We start from the raw sequence: 18151 nt of genomic DNA on the forward strand, positions 1-18151 counted from the left end.
CGCGAATGTGCTCCCGCGCCATTCTACTGAACAAGGGGGAGATCGTCCAGGCCGGCGCGGCGCATGACGTCGTGAACCACTACTTGCATGCCGGCCACATCCAGCCGTCAGTCGAATGGCCGGACTCGGCACAGGCCCCGGGCAATGACATCGTGCGCCTGCGGGCGGTCCGCGTCAAAACCGAGGCCGGGCGGATTGCCGACCGATTCGACATCCGGAAGCCGATTGATCTCGAAGTCGAGTTTGATGTGTTGAAGGCCGGACATATCTTCGTCCCGGTCTTCAATCTCTACAACGAAGAAGACGTCACCGTGTTTATCGCCCATGATCGAGACCCGGCCTGGCAGCGAACTCCACGAGGAGTCGGCCGATATGTGTCCACGGCCAGGATTCCCGGCAATTTTCTCGCAGAAGGGATGATGACCGTCGCATCCCTCATGATGACCGAAGATCCCTTCCGTCTCCATGCCCATGCACCACGGGTCATCGGATTTCGTGTGGATGACAGCGGCGACGGAGACTCAGCACGGGGCGACTTCCATGGCCGGTGGCCGGGAGTCGTTCGTCCGCTGTTGGAATGGCGCACGCGGTTTGAAGCTGTCCGACGTGTGACACCGGATTGACAGCCGCGGCAGGGTGACGGCCGTAGACAATATTCCCGTGTCCGTAACTCGACGACTAGGCATGTTCGGTCATAAACCAACCGGCGATGGAGAGTCGCTTGTGGTGACCAGCCGTTTGATCGACACGGCAGACCCGATGAAAACGCGGCACCGTAAACATGACGAGGGATCCCGGTTTCGGAACGATACAGTGCGTGATAGCCAATTCCGGCTTCCCGTCCTGTGATGCACCTATCGCCTCGTAGATCATCAATTCGCCGCCCCAATCACATTCCCACTGCTCGTGAAAATAACTGACGAGCGCGAGCCGTCGACGAGGCGCGGGCTTTCCACCGGTCGAATGCCCCTGATCCGTATCGTCATGCGTCAGCAAGCAATCGCCTGCTCCGTAGGAGTAATAGCTGAATCCAAGGTGACGCCGCGTGATGTTCGGAAACGACTCGATGTACTGCTGGATGCAGGGCATCTCCAGTCGACTCAGCAACAAGCGTCCCTGCGGCTGCGCGATTTCTGCCTTGGCCCAATTACCCGAGTTTGGAAAGTCCTGTCGGACATAGGTCATGTTCTGCAATTGATTCCAATTGGCCCGCTCCATCGCCTGACGGAATTGGCTACGCTCCTCTGCCGACCAGAAGTTCTCAATCACCAGCACCGGCGTCTTGTGAAACGAGAACGCCTCCAGCCCACCCGACAACTGTGATGATCCGACTTGTCCAGATACGATCTTCATGCCATTCCCTTGGTACCGGCAGAGCCGGTTCAACTATTCACCCACGCGCACCAATGAACCCCGTTCTTTACACACATTGAAGGTATGATGAAACCAAAGAATGACGGCCCCGAGATAGAACAGATTCAGGCCGCTCGCCAAGCTGAGACTGGTCAGCGGCGCCACGTGCGTCGCGAGCAGACCCCGCATGCCTTCAAAGACATGTGCGGCCGGGTTCATCCAGGCCACACCCCTCAACCACACCGGCAACACATCCATCGGATAAAACACGCAGGAGATCGGTTGAAAGAGGAAAACCATGCTCCACGCCAACACCTCCGCCTCCTGCCCGAAACGCATGATCAGTGAGGTCGTGAAGACCCCGATAATCCATCCCGTCAAGACCAGATTCATGATGAATGGCATCAACCAAATTCCAATGATGAAGACATTGTAGCCGTAAAACAACCAGGCACAGAGGGACATGACCATCGACACCGCGGTCACCTTGAATAGACTCATGACCATGGTCGCGGCCAGAAACTCGCTGGGGGTGAGGGGACTGGCAAAGAGATTCATCAAATTGCGGGCCCACAGTTCTTCGAGAAATGAAATCGTAATGCCCTGCTGCGACCGAAACAATACGTCCCACAGAATGAGTGCTCCGAGCAGAAACGTCACCACGGCCGGCATCTGCCCTTGAAAGGTCGCGAGGTAGACCGTAATGAATCCCCAGACCACCAAATCCAAAAACGGCCAGTAGATAATCTCCATCACTCGCGGCAAGCTGCGCCGATACAGATAGAGATGGCGAACGACGAGGGCGGCGATGCGATGGTAGGTCATCGGTAGCTAGGGTTTCCCTTCGCAAGGCTTCTCGTGACACGACTGCTCAAAACAGGGTTTCTGCTGACAGGGGTGTTCCTCAACCGGCTGCTCATGACAATGTCCGCACCCGCCGGCCTCTTCCTGATGCGGGCCGAGGAGTTGCTGGAACATCAACACACTTCCCTCAACAAACGCCGGGCCGATCCGCCGTCCATCCTCCAAACGGCAAGCCGCCGCCACGAGCAAGGCCATCGGAAATCCAGCCAGCCCCAGATGCAAGGCCGAACTACCCAGCCGTGCGGCATCGATCGCCCAGAACACCCCGGTTAACGACAACGCGGCAATCGTCGTGCTGCTGACACTGCTCATGAAGATGGCCCACCCCGAAGTCCCCCGAGCCAGCCCAATGGCGCCTACGACAAACCAGAGGAGCCCCCATGCGAACATCAATCCGAGTCCGCCCATGAGAAGGCCCACGCCGAACGACACCCCTGTATCAACCATGACTGCGCTTACTCCCTGTTCACGTCGACCTCGCCCGATCTCCGACTACTGTTCGCGGGCAAGTTTGAGAAATACCTCTTCCAGGTCCGATTGTCCGAACCGGGCCACAATATCCCTGGCCTTGCCCTCCGCAACGATTTTCCCCCGCTGCAAAAAAATAATACGATCTGACATCTCTTCCATCTCTCGCATGTTGTGCGAAGTATAGAGAATGCTGAGCCCGGTGGCCTGCCGCTCCTCCAGCAGAACTTCCCGGATCTTGTGCGCAACATCCGGGTCCAGACTCGCCGTCGGTTCATCGAGGAACAAGACCTTGGGCTTGGTCAATAACGCCTTCGCCAACGTCAACCGCGTCATTTGTCCGGACGAGAGTTTGCGGGTCAGCTTATGCCGCCACTCGTTCATGTCTAGCTTTTGTATCATATCGTCGACGAGGCCGGCGACATCAGGCAAGCCATACAGCCGGCCGATGACGCGAAGGTTTTCCTCCACCGTCAGGGAATAGGGCAGCGAGATGTAGGTGGAGGAGAAATTGACCTGCTGCAGAATCGCCTCTCGATGCGACTGCAAGTCGAGGCCGAACATCTTGATCGAGCCCGATGTGGGCGTCACAAGCCCCAACATCATTTGAAAGGTCGTGGTTTTCCCCGCACCATTCGGCCCCAACAACCCGAGAATCTCGCCGTGTCCGATCTCGAATGAAATGCCGTCCACCGCGGTAAAGGCGCCGAACTGTTTGCGAAGATTACGTACTTCGACCACCGAGACTGACATGGCGCAGATGGGTCCGTGGGTTAAAAGGACAGGAATTCCGTGAGCTTCTCAGGCAGATGGCACGTCTCGCACTTTCGGCTCAGTACGCGACCTTCGTATTCGGTCTTGTTGTCGTGACAACGGAAGCAGTCCGCCTGAGCCCGTTTATGCAACACCGAGCCTTCAGGATGTTCCGGCTTCCAAGGCCGACTGTCTGCCGACACATGCCCGCGCGGGATCACGATCGGATACCCCTTGATGGGTTTCTCATGCACCACCGCTCCATGACAGGTCGTACATCCCTCACCCTGCTTGCGCTGGTCGAAGGCCGCCATATGCTTGCGGTGACTCATGATCAGCCCGACATCGTTGACCGGAGCCGGCAGATCACGCGTCGCAATCTCCGACACACGCAGGATGTTACGGTGGCACCCGAGACAGACCGCGGAATCGATATGCGCCTGCAAATTATGCGGTTCCGTCGGTGTCCCGAAGAGATAAATAGCGACATCTCTCGTGCCGTGCCAGGCCTTATCCTGCAACCAGCCGACAACTCCAGGCCGGACGTGGCAGGCGACACACTCCACCTCTTTATGGGAAGACTGCAGCCAACGTTCGTAGGCGGGCTGAATGGTATGGCAGCTGGCGCAGAACTTCGGATGGTTGGTCAGCGGAACCGCAACTCCCCCTATAGCCAATGCGCCGGCCAAGATCGCTCCGAACACAATGGCAGGGGTCTTACGCATCATCCCGTCGAGGTTTGGGAAAATGCCGGATGATCAATTCCGCCACTCCGGTCACGTCATCGGGATCAAGCAAGGGCACCGACGTCTCAACCGGCTTGTTGGAAACGATAGCCAACAGGCCGTCCTGCGAAACGGGGACTTCTCCGATCTGATCACGGACCACCACGATCTTCGGATAACCCTCGCTGCGCCACCCCTCGGCCAAAATCAAATCGTAAGAAGCGTCCAGGTAATGTTCGCGCACATCCTCGACATTCATGTGATCCGAGACATCGGCAAACATGGCCAGGCTGCTCTTGGAAATGATCACGACACTGCTCGCACCGGCCTGTTTGTGCCGCCAGCTGTCTTTGCCTTCCGTGTCCAGATCAAATCCATGGCCGGCATGTTTCACGGTCGCCACCTTATATCCCGCCCGCACCAACAGCGGGATCACGCGCTCGATGAGCGTCGTCTTCCCGCTGTTCGACCGGCCGACAAAAGACAGGATAGGTACCGACATCACCGTGTTCCTTTCGCGGCTCAACAGCAGGAGGGACGATGGCCCGTGGTAGGAGCCGGAGCAGCCTGTTCCAACCAGGCCGAACCACTGAGAAGCTGCACCGTCACTGAATCACCGGGATGTATGCGTTCCACGTCGACGGGAATATCGATCAGGCAGTTGGCTTTGACCATCGAGGTGAGAATCCCGGATCCCTGATCACCGGTGGTCCGAACCTTGAACACACCGCCTTCACGCCATAAGACCCCGCGCAGGAAGTGTCGACGGTCATTTCTTTTCGAAAACTTTTCCTGAAACTCCGCCTGCAGCATCGGGCGCCCGTAGCTGCTGGCCCCGGACAACTTGAGCATGGCAGGACGCACCAGTTGCTCAAAGGTCACCATGGAGGAGACCGGATTTCCAGGCAACCCGAACGCCAGCTTCCCTTGAATTTTTCCGAACGCGAGCGGCTGCCCCGGGCGGATGGCCAACTTCCAAAAATTCATCTCGGCGCCGAGATCCCGGAAGACGGCCTTCGTAAAATCGTAGTCCCCCATCGACACTCCGCCGGACAGCACTAGAATATCGGCGTTCAACCCGTGGGAGATCTTTTCCTTCAAGGCGGCCGGCGTATCCCGCGCAATACCGAGAAGAATCGGCACTCCGCCGGCTTCTTGGACGGCCGCCGCGATTCCATAACTATTCGAATTGATGATCTTCTCTTCACTGAATCGTTCGTCCAAGTCGGCCAACTCATCCCCCGTCGACAAAATTGCTACCCGTGGACGCTGGTACACCAGCACGAACGATTTCGCCAGGATGGCCAACATCCCCGCTTCACCGGACCGGATCCTTGTGCCTTTGGGAATAATGCAGTCGCCCTGCTTGACATCTTCGCCCTGCGGACGGATGTTGGCCCCGCGAGTTTCCGGCTTGAACACACGCACCGATTCAGGTGTATGCTCGGTATCTTCGACCTTGACCACCGTATCGGCGCCCTTCGGGATGGGCGCACCGGTCATGATCCGGATAGCCTGCCCCTTCCCGACAGACTGCGTCGGCATTTTTCCAGCCGGGACATCTTCGATAACGGTCAACGTGACAGGCTTGCTGATCGCATGGTCCTGGGCGATATCCTCCGCGCGCACTGCGAATCCGTCCATCGCGGAATTGTCCCACGGTGGATTATGGCGTTCGGCAATCACATCCTCGCCGAGCACGCGGCCCAGCGCGTCGAGAATCGACACTTTTTCAAGGCCTAACGGAGCAGCGGCATCCAACACGATCCGCTGGGCTTCGTGAAGCGGAGTCAATCCAGTCAAGGCATCGGGAGCTTTCACCACATCACCATCCGATCAATGTTGCTGGCGTGGCGCCAGCTTGATGAGCGAGCCACTCTTCTTGCAGAACGCCTCAACCTGGTTGGCAATATCATGATAGGCCTGAGCGGTCGCCGAGTCAGAATTGAACAGCGCAAACGGCTCCCCCGCATCACTTTGTGTCACCACATCAGGATCCAACGGAATCCGGCCAAGGAACGGGACGCCCATATCCGACGCAGAAGCTTCACCACCGCCTTTCCGAAAGACATTCACTTCCTTATGGCAGTGTGGACATTCGAGCCCACTCATGTTTTCGACGATCCCGATGATCGGCACTTCACTATCCTTGCAGAAGGTCACCGACTTACGGGAGTCGAGCAACGCCACCTCTTGAGGCGTCGTGATGATCACGGCTCCGCTGACCCCACCAAGCAGATCGATGGTGGTCACCGATTCGTTTCCGGTACCCGGAGGGAGATCAATCAGGAGGAAATTGAGATCCTGCCACTCCACTCCACCCAGCAATTGATTGATGAATTCGTATTTGTAGGCATCCCGCCAGATAATCGGATCATCGGAGTTTTGCAAAAGAAACGACATCGAGGCGATTTTCATATTGTAGGCCTGAAACGGAATGATCCCGCCTGACGTGCTGATCTTCAGCTTTTGCCCTTCGGCCCCTACCATCTTCGGGATATTGGGGCCATGGATATCCATGTCACAGATGCCCACATGCCACCCCTTTAACGCCAGACTGACGGCAAGATTGGTGGTGCAGGTGCTCTTACCCACGCCTCCCTTATTGCTCATGACGAGCACTTTGTATTCAATCCGTTCCATTCGTTTGGCGACGAGCCACCGGCTGTGACCTTCCTTATCCTTCTGGCAGGTTTCATTTTCGTCGCAAATGGCACAGGCCCACATATAGGTACAGGCATCTCCGCCGCTGCTGGAACCGGGCTGTGAAATGACATTTAACTCGCGTGGCATCCTAGACTCCTCGTACAACGTACATCTTGCTGCATGGGACGAAAGCAAGCCTTCGTCGCCTTCCTCGTTCCCGGCTCGAACTAGTGTCGACGGCCACCGGTCGGCACACCGACATACTCACTGTCTCCCCCGCCGGCGGGGAGCGAGGGACTCGGCTTCCCGACGCCGGGTCCTGCGGCGGCTACCGCCGGGACAAGCGCCTGGGCCTGCGCCTCGGTCTTCTTCTTGTTGAAGATCCCTGCGCTGACGATCCCGACTTCATAGAAAATATACATGGGCAAGGCCATCAGGCATTGATTGAATGGGTCCGGCGTCGGCGTGAGAATCGCCGCAAAGATAAACGCCGTCAAGAAGGCCCACTTGCGATACCGCTTCAAGAGCGGAGCGTCCACCCACCCAAGCTTGGCCAACAAGGTAATTACCAGCGGCACTTCGAAAATTAGCCCGAAGACCAGCAGAAACCACAGTGCGAAGCCGACGTATTGCGCAATCGAGAGTTGCGGAATGAATCCGGCATTGACACCATACGAAATCAAAAAGTTCAACGCAAAGGGCAAGACGAAGAAGAAGGAGAACAACAGCCCGAGATAAAAGGCCAACGTGCTGAGGATCACAAACGGGCCGACGAATCGCCGTTCTTGCGCGTGCAAGCCGGGAACCACGAAATGCCAAAACTCCAGCAAAATGTAGGGCGTGCCCAGCACCAGCGCAAATAACCCCGCGACCTTGACATTCTGCCAGAGGGCTTCGGCTGGTGCGAGAAAGACGAATGGAACTGTGGGAAGGTCGGTTGGAATCCAGGAAAGGGACCCCGGCACGAACATGTTTTGAAGCGGGATCCGGATCCACTTCACCAGCGTGTCGGCATAAAAGAACGTGCCGACAAAAATAATGGCCGTGACGATGACCGCACGGGTCAACCGGACTTGGAGCTCAACCAAGTGCTCCATGACCGGCATTTTTTTATCTTCAAGCGGCTTGAAGACCGTATCTTGCAGCCACTCTTGAAACTTGAACCCGTCAGCCATGCGTATTTACAAAATTGATGTGACCGTAATCCGGCGAGCGGGAACCAGAATCTTGTCCCGGCCCGCTCGCCGGATTACACCCTCATCAATGCCTTACTTCGGGTTGACGGCTACGAACAGATTGTTCCCTTGCCGACTCAGCAGGAGCACAACCATTTCGTCTTTTTTCACCTTGGCCGACGCCTTCTGGTAATCCTCAAGGTTCTTCACAACCTCGTGATTCACCTCCTGGATCACGTCGCCACGCTGCAGCCCTGCCGCCTCTGCAGGGCTCCCTGCCTCCACAGAGCTCACCACCACGCCGGTAGTCTTGGCGGGAATGTTCAGCTGGCTTTGCATGGCCGCATCCAACATCTGAACGCGCAACGCCGCCAGCACATTGTCGGGCGGCTTCACGGTCTCAGTCGGAGGCGCAGCAGGACCAGGCTCGCGCTTTGCGAGCACTTCATCCGACGGGCGCTCAGCCACCTTGACCTTGAGGACTTGCTCCTTGCCTTCGCGCAAAATCTTGATATCCGCTTCCTTCCCGACGGCCATACGCGCGACCAGGTTGCGCAGCTGACTGACACTCTGCACTTCCTTGCCGTTGAAAGAGATGACCACATCTCCACGCCGCATGCCGGCCGTGTGGGAGGGACCGTTCTCATTCACGTCGCTGATCAGGACGCCCTTCCGCTGGTCCGGCAACTTGAAGGACTTGGCCAGCGCCGGGGTGATCTCCTGAATCGCCACGCCCATCCATCCGCGCACCACTTTGCCTGTCTTCGTCAGACTCTCGACGATGTCGGTCGCAATGCTGCTGGGAATGGCAAACCCGATTCCTTCGGACCCGCCGGTGCGGGAGAAGATCGCGGTGTTAATCCCGATCAACTTGCCTTCCATGTTGACCAAAGCGCCACCTGAATTGCCGGGGTTGATGGCGGCGTCCGTCTGAATAAAGTCTTCATAGTCCGCAATACCGACGTTACCGCGGCCCAATGCGCTGATGATGCCCAACGTCACGGTGGAGCTGAGTCCAAAGGGACTTCCCACCGCAAGGACCAAATCGCCAACGTGCAGTTCCTCGTAATCCGCCCACTTCATCGAGGCGAGATCTTTCGCCTCAATCTTGATAATGGCAAGATCCGTCTTCGGATCGGTGCCGATGATCTTGGCTGGGAACTCCCGGCGATCCGAGAGCGTCACCGTAATCTGGGTCGCACCCTCCACGACGTGATTATTGGTAACGATATACCCATTGGGGTCGAGGATAACGCCAGAGCCTGCGCTCTGCTCCGGACGATGCGGGCCACCACCGGGAGGGCCGCCAGGGCCACCGGGGGGTTCCATACCGGGAGGCTCATCACCAGGCCCCGGAGGCGGGCCACCGAAAGGACCGCCTGGCGGGAGTTGGCGGCGGCCTTCGCGACGGCCCTCACCCCCGCCGGTCACCGCAATATTCACGACTGCCGGCGTCACCGCCTTTACGATCTCTGAAAAACCCTGGGCAAATGCCGGAGGTACACCAGCCGCCTCGGCCTGAGACCCGAATTGCACTCCACCCGACAAAAACGTGGCAGCGACCATGGTGGTCGCTGCGACTACGGACAGCACCTTGCTGCGCTGATGTCGATACGCCATGTGTTCTCCTCTGGAGACCGGAAATTGAGGGACCATCCTCCGCGCTATCGTCGAACGCGTCATTCTACACTAATCACAGAATCGCCTTCAAAGAGGAAAACGCAGCGCCGGCCGTCATCGCGAGGCCACTTCTCCGTGTAATGACTCACGTTCCCGCTGTTCAATCCAGGCACGTTGCAGATTCCCGGCCAGTCGCATCGCGGCTTGTTCCATCGCAACCACTCGCAGTGTCAACGGGGCCCCCTCATACGTCGGCGGCCAAATGCGCCGCTCCGGGTCCTGCGGTCTGAGATAAATCACCGGATACCATTGCGAAATACCCGGCGCAGTGGGCCGATCCAGCGTGGCCATGGCGCGCCCCTCGGCCTGAACCAGCTGTCGTCCCGTGCGTCCATCGACCAAGGCCGCTTCGGCCAACGACCAGTTGTCTCGCCGAAGTCCCGGCTGCCGATGCGTCGTCCACCCCAGGAAGAGGGAGACCGGGTACTCCTGCTCGGTGCTCGACAGAACCGCGACTACCAGGTAGTCCACGCCCTGCTGCTTCGCGAACGCCCTCCAGTCCGGAGCCGTCCCGGCTGCAAGAACATCCCCGAGGGTGACCACCCGCTCAATGACGATCGGATACCCACGATTGATCTGTGCAGACAGCATCTCCGCCACTCGTGCCTGCGCGTCTTCCGGCAAACCCGGTGCCGACTCAGGATCCGAGTGGTCACCCAGGACCACAAGCACCGTTCGGACCGGACGCGAGGCCGGCAACCTCGACACGCCTTCCTCAGCAGTCGCTGTCGTCACGACATACCGATCCAGCCGGCTTGGAGGAGTGGCAGTCGCGCACCCCGCCAGCATGAGTGGGACCAGCAGCGCCACAGACCACGTTCTGCTTCGCCTCATGACACCCTCCCTGGCCCGATTCACTTTGCATGGCACGCTGCCAGCGCCATGAACGATACGATCCACTCCGCTCCATATCCAAGTCAAGAGCCGGGCACCCATGGCTTGCATTTCTGCCGTCGCTCAGCTACCGTGGCCCACGATTCGTCGCTGTGGCGGATCGATCGCGTCACACTCCGACACGAGGCTGTCTCACCGTGACACCGTGCTCGACTCAGGCGCCGTACCTTTCCATCATCATTCCTGCCTACAACGAGGCTCGACGCCTTCCGCTGTTTCTACGGCAGGTCCTCACCTATCTGGACCGGCAATCGCGTCCCTATGAGATTCTCGTAGTCGACGACGGCAGTGACGATGGTACCGCACCGGCAGTTGAACAGACCGCTCACCGCTGTCCACACGTACGGCTGATCCAACTCACGTGCAACAGGGGCAAAGGCGCTGCGGTTCGACGCGGCATGCAGGCGGCGCGCGGCGAGCTGCAATTGTTTGCGGATGCGGACGGGGCAACCCCTATTCAAGAATTGGGTCGATTAGAGGCGGCCATCGCGGCAGGCGCGGACCTCGCCATTGGCTCGCGGGCCCTGGCATCTCACAACCCGGCCTTCACCGTGCAGGCGCGATGGCATCGCAGTCTCCTCGGCAGCATCTTCAACCATGTGGTGCGCCGCCTGGGTGAGCCCCAATTTGCCGATACCCAATGTGGATTCAAGCTGTTCCGGCAACCGATCGCTCAGGACCTGTTTTCAGTCTCCTGTGTCGATGGCTACGCCTTCGACCTGGAATTGCTTCACATCGCCAGCCGGCGGAACTACCGAATTGCCGAAGTGCCGATCAATTGGGCCGACCAACCAGGCTCGAAAGTCCGTCCATGGCGGGACGGCTCCGTCATGCTCAGGGAACTTCTCGCGATCCGAAGGCGCGAGGCTCAAGGCCTCTACCAGCCCCGCTGCCGTCCCACACCCGGCGGTGTAGAGCCGGACCTAGCAACAATCGAACCGACACACTCCTAACAGGATGCGGAAAAAGTCCGCCAGAAGCGGACTCGCGAGACACGGCCGCCTCAGCGGCTCACCGTACCGCAAGAGTACGAGTCGACCCTGGGACACTGGGCGCTCACCGACCCGCGCCCGTCCGCAGTCGTGGCGCTCCTTCTTCGTCGCGTCGCGAACCCCGCTGCGGCCTTGCTGAACGGCCCTTTTACGCATCCTGCAAGGCTGTTCAACGTCGTCCCACACCATCATCCCGATCACGAGCGCCGACGCACAATCACCACCTTGGGATCGGTGTAGACCGTCTGCCAGGCCTGATGGCCTTCCAACACTTTTGCCAGTCCAGTGCCACGTTGAATCAGCCCCCAATCCACACCATACCGATCCAACACGGCCAACTGCGGCGCATCGTCACGATTCAATTCCACATAGTCCTGAAAGATCCGCCGATCGTGGATGCGCCAAGCCGGCATTCGGCCGTCGATGAAGATGCGCTCCTCGGGAAGATGCCACAGAAGAAAGCCGCCAAACCCGTAGTCATTGTACAACCTCGTGCCGAGTTCGTGCCGGTGACTCCGGATCCACCGCACCGCTTCGATCGGATACTCAGTCTGTTCAAAATAGCGCTCCGGCGCGCGGCCGGACTGCCAGACATGGTCGAGATGTTCGAGTCCCTGTCCATACAAGGCCGTCGCGGTTGCGCCGGTCAGCACAAGCAACACTGGGGTCGTGCGTTCCTTGAGCAGGGGTGCCCGGCGAAGGCAGGAGGCGGCAACCGCTGCGAGAAGCTCTGCCACCAGCGGGAGACTGACCACGAGAAACAGCGTCACATTGCGCCAATGCCGCAACGATAACCCGAGGACAAGCAGCAACATCACCCAGCGAACAGGCTCCACCCGTCGGTACCATCCGGCCACCAGACAGAGAAGAACGGCGAGATACAAGCCATAGGCCCGACCAGCCCACCCCTCTAAAGACACCGGCTGCCATTCCCGCAGCGTCTCCAGCATGAACCGATCGGTCAGCGAATCGTAGATCTCTACATAAAGCCCCCACCCATAGGGATTCACCGCGGTCGCGGCCGCCGCCAACCCCAGCGCGATCGCGCAGTAACCAAGATCGCTCCAACTGAGTACCGGCTCATCCAATGCGGCGCGACAGAACCGCCGCTCCACACACATCGTGAGCAGCAACGACAGAGACAACAACAGGGTCATCAGGAACAGGCCGGCCGTAAACCCGCCATGCAGATTGGCCCAACAGAGCAACAACGGAGGGAGCGTCCACACCCACTGCCGGTGGCCTTGCTGAATGCACGCCCACACTCGCAGCAGCACTGCCACCCCGAGGAGACTGAGCAGTTGCGTGCGGGCGCCGAGAAAAGGAAGGGCTACCCAGAGACTGCCGACCATAGCCGCCAGTCGGTACGTCCTCGGTACCCGCGCAATTCCTGATGCCGTCCACCAGGCAAGCCCCGCGACCCCACCGAAAAAGACAATCAGCCCGACCCCGCCGAACGCACCCATGCCCTGATAGATCAGAGCGAGCAACCCATCCGTCAACCAGGCATGCTCCACCCAATGCCAATCCGGCATGGTGTGGGAATAGGGATCGGTATCGGGCAACCGCCACCCATGGGCGACCACATCCAAACCGGCCCGTAGATGCCAGCCTAGATCCGGTTCCAGCAAGGGCTGCAGCACAAGATTGATGATGAAGGCGACAAGGAGCAGGTCGAGCAGAATCACGATTCCGCGAGACGAGGACAGGCCCATGGACGCACCCGCCTCAACATTCATGATTCTGCGGCGAGGTTTCCATCGGCCGGCCCACCAGCAGATTTCCAAGCACGAGCCACTCCACCCTGGTGCGCAGAAAACACCGCACCGCCTCATCCGGACTGCAGACGATAGGTTCCTGCACGTTAAACGACGTGTTCAGCAGGACCGGGATTCCGGTTCGGCGCCCGAACGCGGCCAGTAGTGCGTAGAATCTTGGATTGGCCTCACAGGTCACCGTTTGCACCCTGGCCGTGCCATCGACATGGGTCACGGCAGGGAGCAGGCCTTTCGCCGATGGTTTAACCCGCACCGTGAACTGCATAAACGGCGAGGGGGCGGGCAGGTCAAAAAAATCCGGTGCCCGTTCGGCCAGGACGGAAGGCGCAAACGGACGAAAGGCCTCACGACACTTCACTTTGCTGTTGATCAATTCCCGCATGTCTTCCCGTCGCGGGTCGGCAAGCAGGCTGCGGTTCCCCAACGCGCGTGGTCCCCATTCCATCCGCCCCTGATACCAGAACACCAGTCTGCCGAGGGCCAGTTCTTCGGCGACCCGCTCATACAGTCGCCCATCTGTCAGCGTCTCGGCCCTGAGTCCGGCGCTCGTCAAAACCGCTCGACAGGCAGTTTCATCAAACTGCGGCCCCAGATAGGCATCGGGCAGCACGGGCCTGGTCGTCCCTCGGCCTCGCCTGAACGACCACCACAAGGCAGCCCCGAGTGCCGCACCGGAATCCCCCGCAGCCGGCGGGACATACACATCGCGGAACCCCAATTCGGCTCGCAGGCGCCCATTCGCCACGCAGTTATATGCGACCCCACCCGCAAGGCAGAGCGAATCGGCTCTGGTCAGTGAACGCAGATGTCGTCCTAAATGCAGCAGCGTCTCCTCCAGAACCAATTGCGCGCTGGCCGCCAGATCCCGATGCCGTTGAGTGATCTCGTCCGTGGCGCGTCGAGGAGCACCAAACAGGCCGACGAACTCCGCCACGAATACACCGGCCCGCGCGAGATGAAAATCGAGCAATCTCGTATTCAACTCGAACCGCCCCCGGGGAAGCCGGCGTAGGACTTCTCGCCGCAGAGCAGACGCAAATGCCGGTTCGCCGGACGACGCAAGTCCCATGACGATGTACTCATCCTGATCCGGGCGAAAACCGAGAAAGGCTGTCATCGCCGCATAGAACTGTCCGAGAGAATGGGGCAAAGGTGTGCGATCCAGCACGGTGATCTGACGACCGGCGCCTGCTGCCATCAAGGTGGTGTCGGATTCGGAGGCGCCATCCACGACAAGAATGGCGGATTGTTCGAACGGGGACACGAGAAACGAACTGGCTGCATGGCAGAGGTGGTGATCCAGAAAGACCGGTCGAATCGCGCCCGCGTCGACCCGGCGTGTCAGCTCCTCGCGAAGCCGGAATAGTTCCATCCACTCCTGACTCGCGCGCTCGAGCGATCGCGTGCCTTTGACGCGAAAGAGTTGGGTGGAACACATCATAGCCGTTACGGCCAGCCGGACACGCCGCCCGATCTGCCAGTATTTCCACGGCACGACGATCGCGTCGACGTCACGAAGCGCCAAACCGCCTTCCCGCAGGCAATACCGTATCGCTTCGACCGGCAACGCCGTGACGTGCTTCTGCCGAACAAACCGTTCCTCCTCCGCGGCCGCTACAATTCGACCGTCGCAGACGAGTGCTGCGGCGGCATCTCTCATGTTCGACAGGCCCAGCACGACCATGGGGGTCAACAGTCCTTCCTGCCCCTACTCCAACACGCGCGGCGGTAGGATAAACGAGCCTCGTGAGGGCCGCAAGCCGGTGACGCGCTCGGTTGCAATGCCCACGTCATTCCTGTACGGTTTCCCCCTCGTCATCTGCCTGGAGGAGGCCCTGGTTTGAACATACATCGCGCAAGTGCTCTGGGAATGGTGCTCATTCAGCTGCTGGCGTTCTCCGGTTGCGACACCATCAAATCGCGATTTTCTCGTCAGGCGCTTCCGGATCTCGGGCCACCGATCCCACTCACCGCGCAAATCGACGTGGACCCGTCATTATCCAAGGCCCGAACGGAATACCTCGACAGTTGCGGCCGCATTCACCTGTTCTCCATCGGACCGACCGTGGAAGACACGTTGATCCAAGCCGCCCATCAAACGTTTCGTAGCGTCATACTCCCAGGGAGTGCTGAGGCCGGGTCCAAGCCGGATGTGACGATTCGGATGCGGATGTTAGACCCTCGGTTTAAAATCCAGACGGACGCGCTCTATGACCGCGCCCCCGCCGAACTCAGTTTGGATGTGTTGGCGGAATTTTTCGACGCGGCCGGCGCGCCTCTGGGTGAACGTCCCCTGCAAGTCACCAGGAAGGAACGGTTGCAACTGGAGTTGACCCAGCAGCGATGCGACTATGTGATCGATCCGTTCCTGCAGGACACTTCGACCCTGCTGGCCTCCCAATTCATGCAAGAATCCCGAGTGTTGCTCGCCCCGGGCACTCAACCATCTGCAGCCGGAAGCTCGATCACTCAGACCGATGTGCCTTTGAAAACGGCGGTGATGTCCACTCCGGCGAGCGCGAGTGCGACCTCGACTCCGCCCTCCCCCCTCTCTTTCAAAGCCACGCTGCTGGATGAAAACGGGAATCTGATGCTCGAAAGCGGCGAACGCCTGCGTGTGCGCGTCGACGTCGTCAACACCGGGGCACAGACGGTTCCGGACAGTGCCGTTCGACTGACAGGTCCGCAGCCGCTACTCACCCAATTTCCGGCCACGACCCTGGCAATCGGCCCCCTTGCGCCGGGCGGATCCAAGTCGCTGGAATTCATTGCGACCATGCCCCAATCCCCGGTGCTTCAGCAGGCAGAATTGCAGGTCGCCCTCGTCACCGGCTCAGGTCTACCGGCTGCCCCGCCACAAACACTGCCCGTCTCCATTCAACCCACGGCCTCCCTGCCTGAGGACGTGGACCACATTCCTGCCGCCACAACGGGAGCGCAGCGCCCCGGCGACTATCTTCTCGCCATCGGACTCAGTAGTTATCGGGAACAGGAAATCGCGGCGCGGAAGTATGCGGCGCTTGATGCCGAAACGGTCGCCGCCTATTTTCAAACTCTTGGTGGTCTTCCGCAGAACAACGTGCGCCTCTTGCGGGATTGGAGCGCTCTCCGCCCCGACATCGAAGAAGCGTTGCTTGATTGGCTTCCGGCAAAAACGACCAAGGACTCGCTGGTCGTCGTCTATTTTGCGGGACAGGCGCTGGTGAGCCCCGCTGGAGAAACGTTCCTGATTCCCTACGACGGCTCCCTGGGATCACCCTCTCGACTCTATCCCCTGAAAGAGTTGCAATCCGCGCTGGGAAGATTGAAAGCCAAGCAGGTCGTCTTTGTGTTCGACGGGACAGTGTTGAAAAACGGCGCCGAGGGGCGCACGAAAATGGCGCCACCGAAATGGACCGGAGCATCAGGTTCGGTCCTACAAATGATTGCGACCACGGGATTTGGCAAGAGCCTGGAGTCAGACACCCTGCATCACGGCCTGTTCACCTATTATCTCTTGAGAGGCCTTCGCGGCGAAGCCGATGTCAACCGCAATGGCGAGGTGACGATCGGGGAAGTGATGGCCTACATCACTCGCAAGGTACCAGCCGCAGCTCGGAGCTCCTTCAAACAGGAACAGCAACCGCAAATCCTGTCGGCGCCACGCACTGCCGGGAAAGATCTGGATTCCATCCTCACGAAGCCACCCATCATCCCCGTGGCCGACTGATTATTCTCCCCCGCGCTCCCCCGCTCAGAACAGGAGTGAGAGGAACTCCCTTGCACGTCCAGGCAATGGGAATACCCCTCTCGCGTAGGCTCCCCCCATACACACTCAGCCGGAAACATCCCGACGCTTCTCACACAAAAGAAAAGGGGCGGCGAGGATGTCCCCGCCGCCCCTCAGCATTCAGCCGTTCGGCTGAACTCGAAACTACTCGTCGCCGCCCTTGCAGAAGCTGCGCTCGTAGTTGATGATCGTCCACGCTTCTTCTTCGGTGATCGCCGCAGGGACCAACGAGACCATGCCGGTGCCCGGGCTGCCGTTCTTGATCACCCAGAACAGCTCGCCGTCTTTCCGTTTCTTGTGGAACTTGCAGTTGGTGAAGTTACGCGGGCTCGGGTTGAGAATCGCGCCGGCAGGGCCATCGCCCTTGCCCTCTTTGCCGTGGCAGTTGAAGCAGGTGCCCTTGCCCTCGTACAGTGCCTTACCCTTGGCAATGCTTTCCGGGGTCGAAGCAACCGGGTTCTTCATCGCCTTCGCGTCCGCCATTTGATCCGGCGCAACACGGGGCTTCAGCGGATCCTTTTCTTCAGCGCCCACCACCGCCACGGACAACAAGGTGACGGCTGCACACACTCCAACGAACTTAGAAAAATACCCCATCAGAACTCCTCCTTTGTGTTGAACCCACCGCGTGAACAACGACTCTCTGGGCCGAAGTAGCATGGACAAAAAACGGATGACAAGGCCGATAAAGCAGGCGAACTATAGCAACGGGTTTTCTGTCTTGTCAAGCCGAAGGCTGCCTCAGCCATCCCTTTGTCCTCCCATGCTCACGCCGGAGAGACTCAAGCAGCATGCCAGTGCGAATGCGTAACGACGATGCGCGAATTCCTGGATTTTTGACACATCCAGACGGAAACACGCGCGTGGCCGCTTCCGACCGTGACACCTTTGCGCCCCAGAATCTCCTGCTCGCCTCAACGCAGCGAGAGGGGCGCCACCCAAGGACACATGGCTTGATGAGGCGGAATATGTGGCGAGGAAATAGAGGAGGCAGGGAATCCCATGCTCACAGGCCCGAGACAGCGGCCGGCAAGGCGCATGACCCTCGCCGGTC

Annotated in this window: 16 protein-coding genes and 1 pseudogene; 3 read left to right on the top strand and 14 right to left on the bottom strand. The window is 59.3% G+C overall.

Features of this window, described 5'->3' with window-relative positions:
• Positions 1 to 623: pseudogene (locus KJA79_RS11660) on the top strand (ABC transporter ATP-binding protein); the annotation flags it as partial.
• Between the two features lie 55 nt (positions 624 to 678).
• Here the strand turns inward: KJA79_RS11660 and KJA79_RS11665 are convergent.
• The 11 genes from KJA79_RS11665 to KJA79_RS11715 all read right to left on the bottom strand — a co-directional run bounded on the left by KJA79_RS11665 (position 679) and on the right by KJA79_RS11715 (position 10498).
• Positions 679 to 1353 (bottom strand): 2OG-Fe(II) oxygenase, encoded by a 675-nt coding sequence (locus KJA79_RS11665; RefSeq protein ID WP_213042225.1) that lies wholly within the window; start codon positions 1351 to 1353, stop codon positions 679 to 681.
• A 33-nt stretch (positions 1354 to 1386) separates the two neighbouring features.
• A complete protein-coding gene (locus KJA79_RS11670) occupies positions 1387 to 2178 on the bottom strand; it encodes an ABC transporter permease (RefSeq protein ID WP_213042226.1) in 792 nt (263 codons plus the stop codon).
• A 6-nt stretch (positions 2179 to 2184) separates the two neighbouring features.
• The gene (locus tag KJA79_RS11675) at positions 2185 to 2664 is read right to left on the bottom strand and encodes a hypothetical protein (protein WP_213042227.1); all 480 of its coding nucleotides are present in this window, start codon (positions 2662 to 2664) and stop codon (positions 2185 to 2187) included.
• 45 nt (positions 2665 to 2709) lie between these two features.
• A complete protein-coding gene (locus tag KJA79_RS11680; RefSeq protein ID WP_213042228.1) occupies positions 2710 to 3438 on the bottom strand; it encodes an ABC transporter ATP-binding protein in 729 nt (242 codons plus the stop codon).
• 20 nt (positions 3439 to 3458) lie between these two features.
• The gene (locus KJA79_RS11685; RefSeq protein WP_246507607.1) at positions 3459 to 4166 is read right to left on the bottom strand and encodes a cytochrome c3 family protein; all 708 of its coding nucleotides are present in this window, start codon (positions 4164 to 4166) and stop codon (positions 3459 to 3461) included.
• Entirely contained in the window at positions 4156 to 4665 is a 510-nt protein-coding gene (mobB, locus tag KJA79_RS11690; RefSeq protein ID WP_213042229.1) for a molybdopterin-guanine dinucleotide biosynthesis protein B, read from the bottom strand. Before mobB ends, KJA79_RS11685 begins: the two co-directional genes overlap by 11 nt.
• A gap of 20 nt (positions 4666 to 4685) precedes the next feature.
• Positions 4686 to 5984, bottom strand: coding sequence for a molybdopterin molybdotransferase MoeA (locus tag KJA79_RS11695; RefSeq protein WP_213042230.1), 1299 nt, complete (start codon positions 5982 to 5984; stop codon positions 4686 to 4688).
• 15 nt (positions 5985 to 5999) lie between these two features.
• Entirely contained in the window at positions 6000 to 6956 is a 957-nt protein-coding gene (locus KJA79_RS11700; RefSeq protein WP_213042231.1) for an Mrp/NBP35 family ATP-binding protein, read from the bottom strand.
• An 80-nt stretch (positions 6957 to 7036) separates the two neighbouring features.
• On the bottom strand, positions 7037 to 7984 hold the full coding sequence (gene tatC, locus KJA79_RS11705) for a twin-arginine translocase subunit TatC (protein WP_213042232.1): 948 nt from the start codon (positions 7982 to 7984) through the stop codon (positions 7037 to 7039).
• Positions 7985 to 8077: 93 nt separating this feature from the next.
• Positions 8078 to 9604 (bottom strand): Do family serine endopeptidase, encoded by a 1527-nt coding sequence (locus tag KJA79_RS11710; protein ID WP_213042233.1) that lies wholly within the window; start codon positions 9602 to 9604, stop codon positions 8078 to 8080.
• 114 nt (positions 9605 to 9718) lie between these two features.
• Positions 9719 to 10498, bottom strand: a complete 780-nt coding sequence (locus KJA79_RS11715) for a hypothetical protein (protein ID WP_213042234.1) — start codon at positions 10496 to 10498, stop codon at positions 9719 to 9721.
• A 197-nt stretch (positions 10499 to 10695) separates the two neighbouring features.
• On the opposite strand from KJA79_RS11715, the gene KJA79_RS11720 reads away from it, so the two are divergent.
• On the top strand, positions 10696 to 11511 hold the full coding sequence (locus KJA79_RS11720) for a dolichyl-phosphate beta-glucosyltransferase (RefSeq protein WP_213042235.1): 816 nt from the start codon (positions 10696 to 10698) through the stop codon (positions 11509 to 11511).
• Between the two features lie 236 nt (positions 11512 to 11747).
• Here KJA79_RS11720 and KJA79_RS11725 read toward each other — a convergent pair whose 3' ends face one another.
• Together KJA79_RS11725 and KJA79_RS11730 are read right to left on the bottom strand one after the other, a co-directional pair.
• Positions 11748 to 13289 carry a hypothetical protein gene (locus tag KJA79_RS11725; RefSeq protein WP_213042236.1) on the bottom strand — a complete coding sequence of 514 codons (1542 nt, stop codon included), beginning with the start codon at positions 13287 to 13289 and terminating at the stop codon, positions 11748 to 11750.
• Positions 13279 to 15012 (bottom strand): carbamoyltransferase family protein, encoded by a 1734-nt coding sequence (locus tag KJA79_RS11730; RefSeq protein ID WP_213042237.1) that lies wholly within the window; start codon positions 15010 to 15012, stop codon positions 13279 to 13281. Before KJA79_RS11730 ends, KJA79_RS11725 begins: the two co-directional genes overlap by 11 nt.
• 156 nt (positions 15013 to 15168) lie before the next feature.
• On the opposite strand from KJA79_RS11730, the gene KJA79_RS11735 reads away from it, so the two are divergent.
• Positions 15169 to 17037, top strand: coding sequence for a hypothetical protein (locus KJA79_RS11735; RefSeq protein WP_213042238.1), 1869 nt, complete (start codon positions 15169 to 15171; stop codon positions 17035 to 17037).
• 204 nt (positions 17038 to 17241) lie between these two features.
• Here the strand turns inward: KJA79_RS11735 and KJA79_RS11740 are convergent, their stop codons facing one another.
• Positions 17242 to 17694: a c-type cytochrome gene (locus KJA79_RS11740; protein ID WP_213042239.1), complete on the bottom strand. Its 453-nt coding sequence runs from the start codon at positions 17692 to 17694 to the stop codon at positions 17242 to 17244.
• Positions 17695 to 18151: the final 457 nt, after the last annotated feature.

Origin of the sequence: Nitrospira defluvii, from assembly GCF_905220995.1 — a bacterium.
GTDB classification, from domain to species: domain Bacteria; phylum Nitrospirota; class Nitrospiria; order Nitrospirales; family Nitrospiraceae; genus Nitrospira_A; species Nitrospira_A defluvii_C.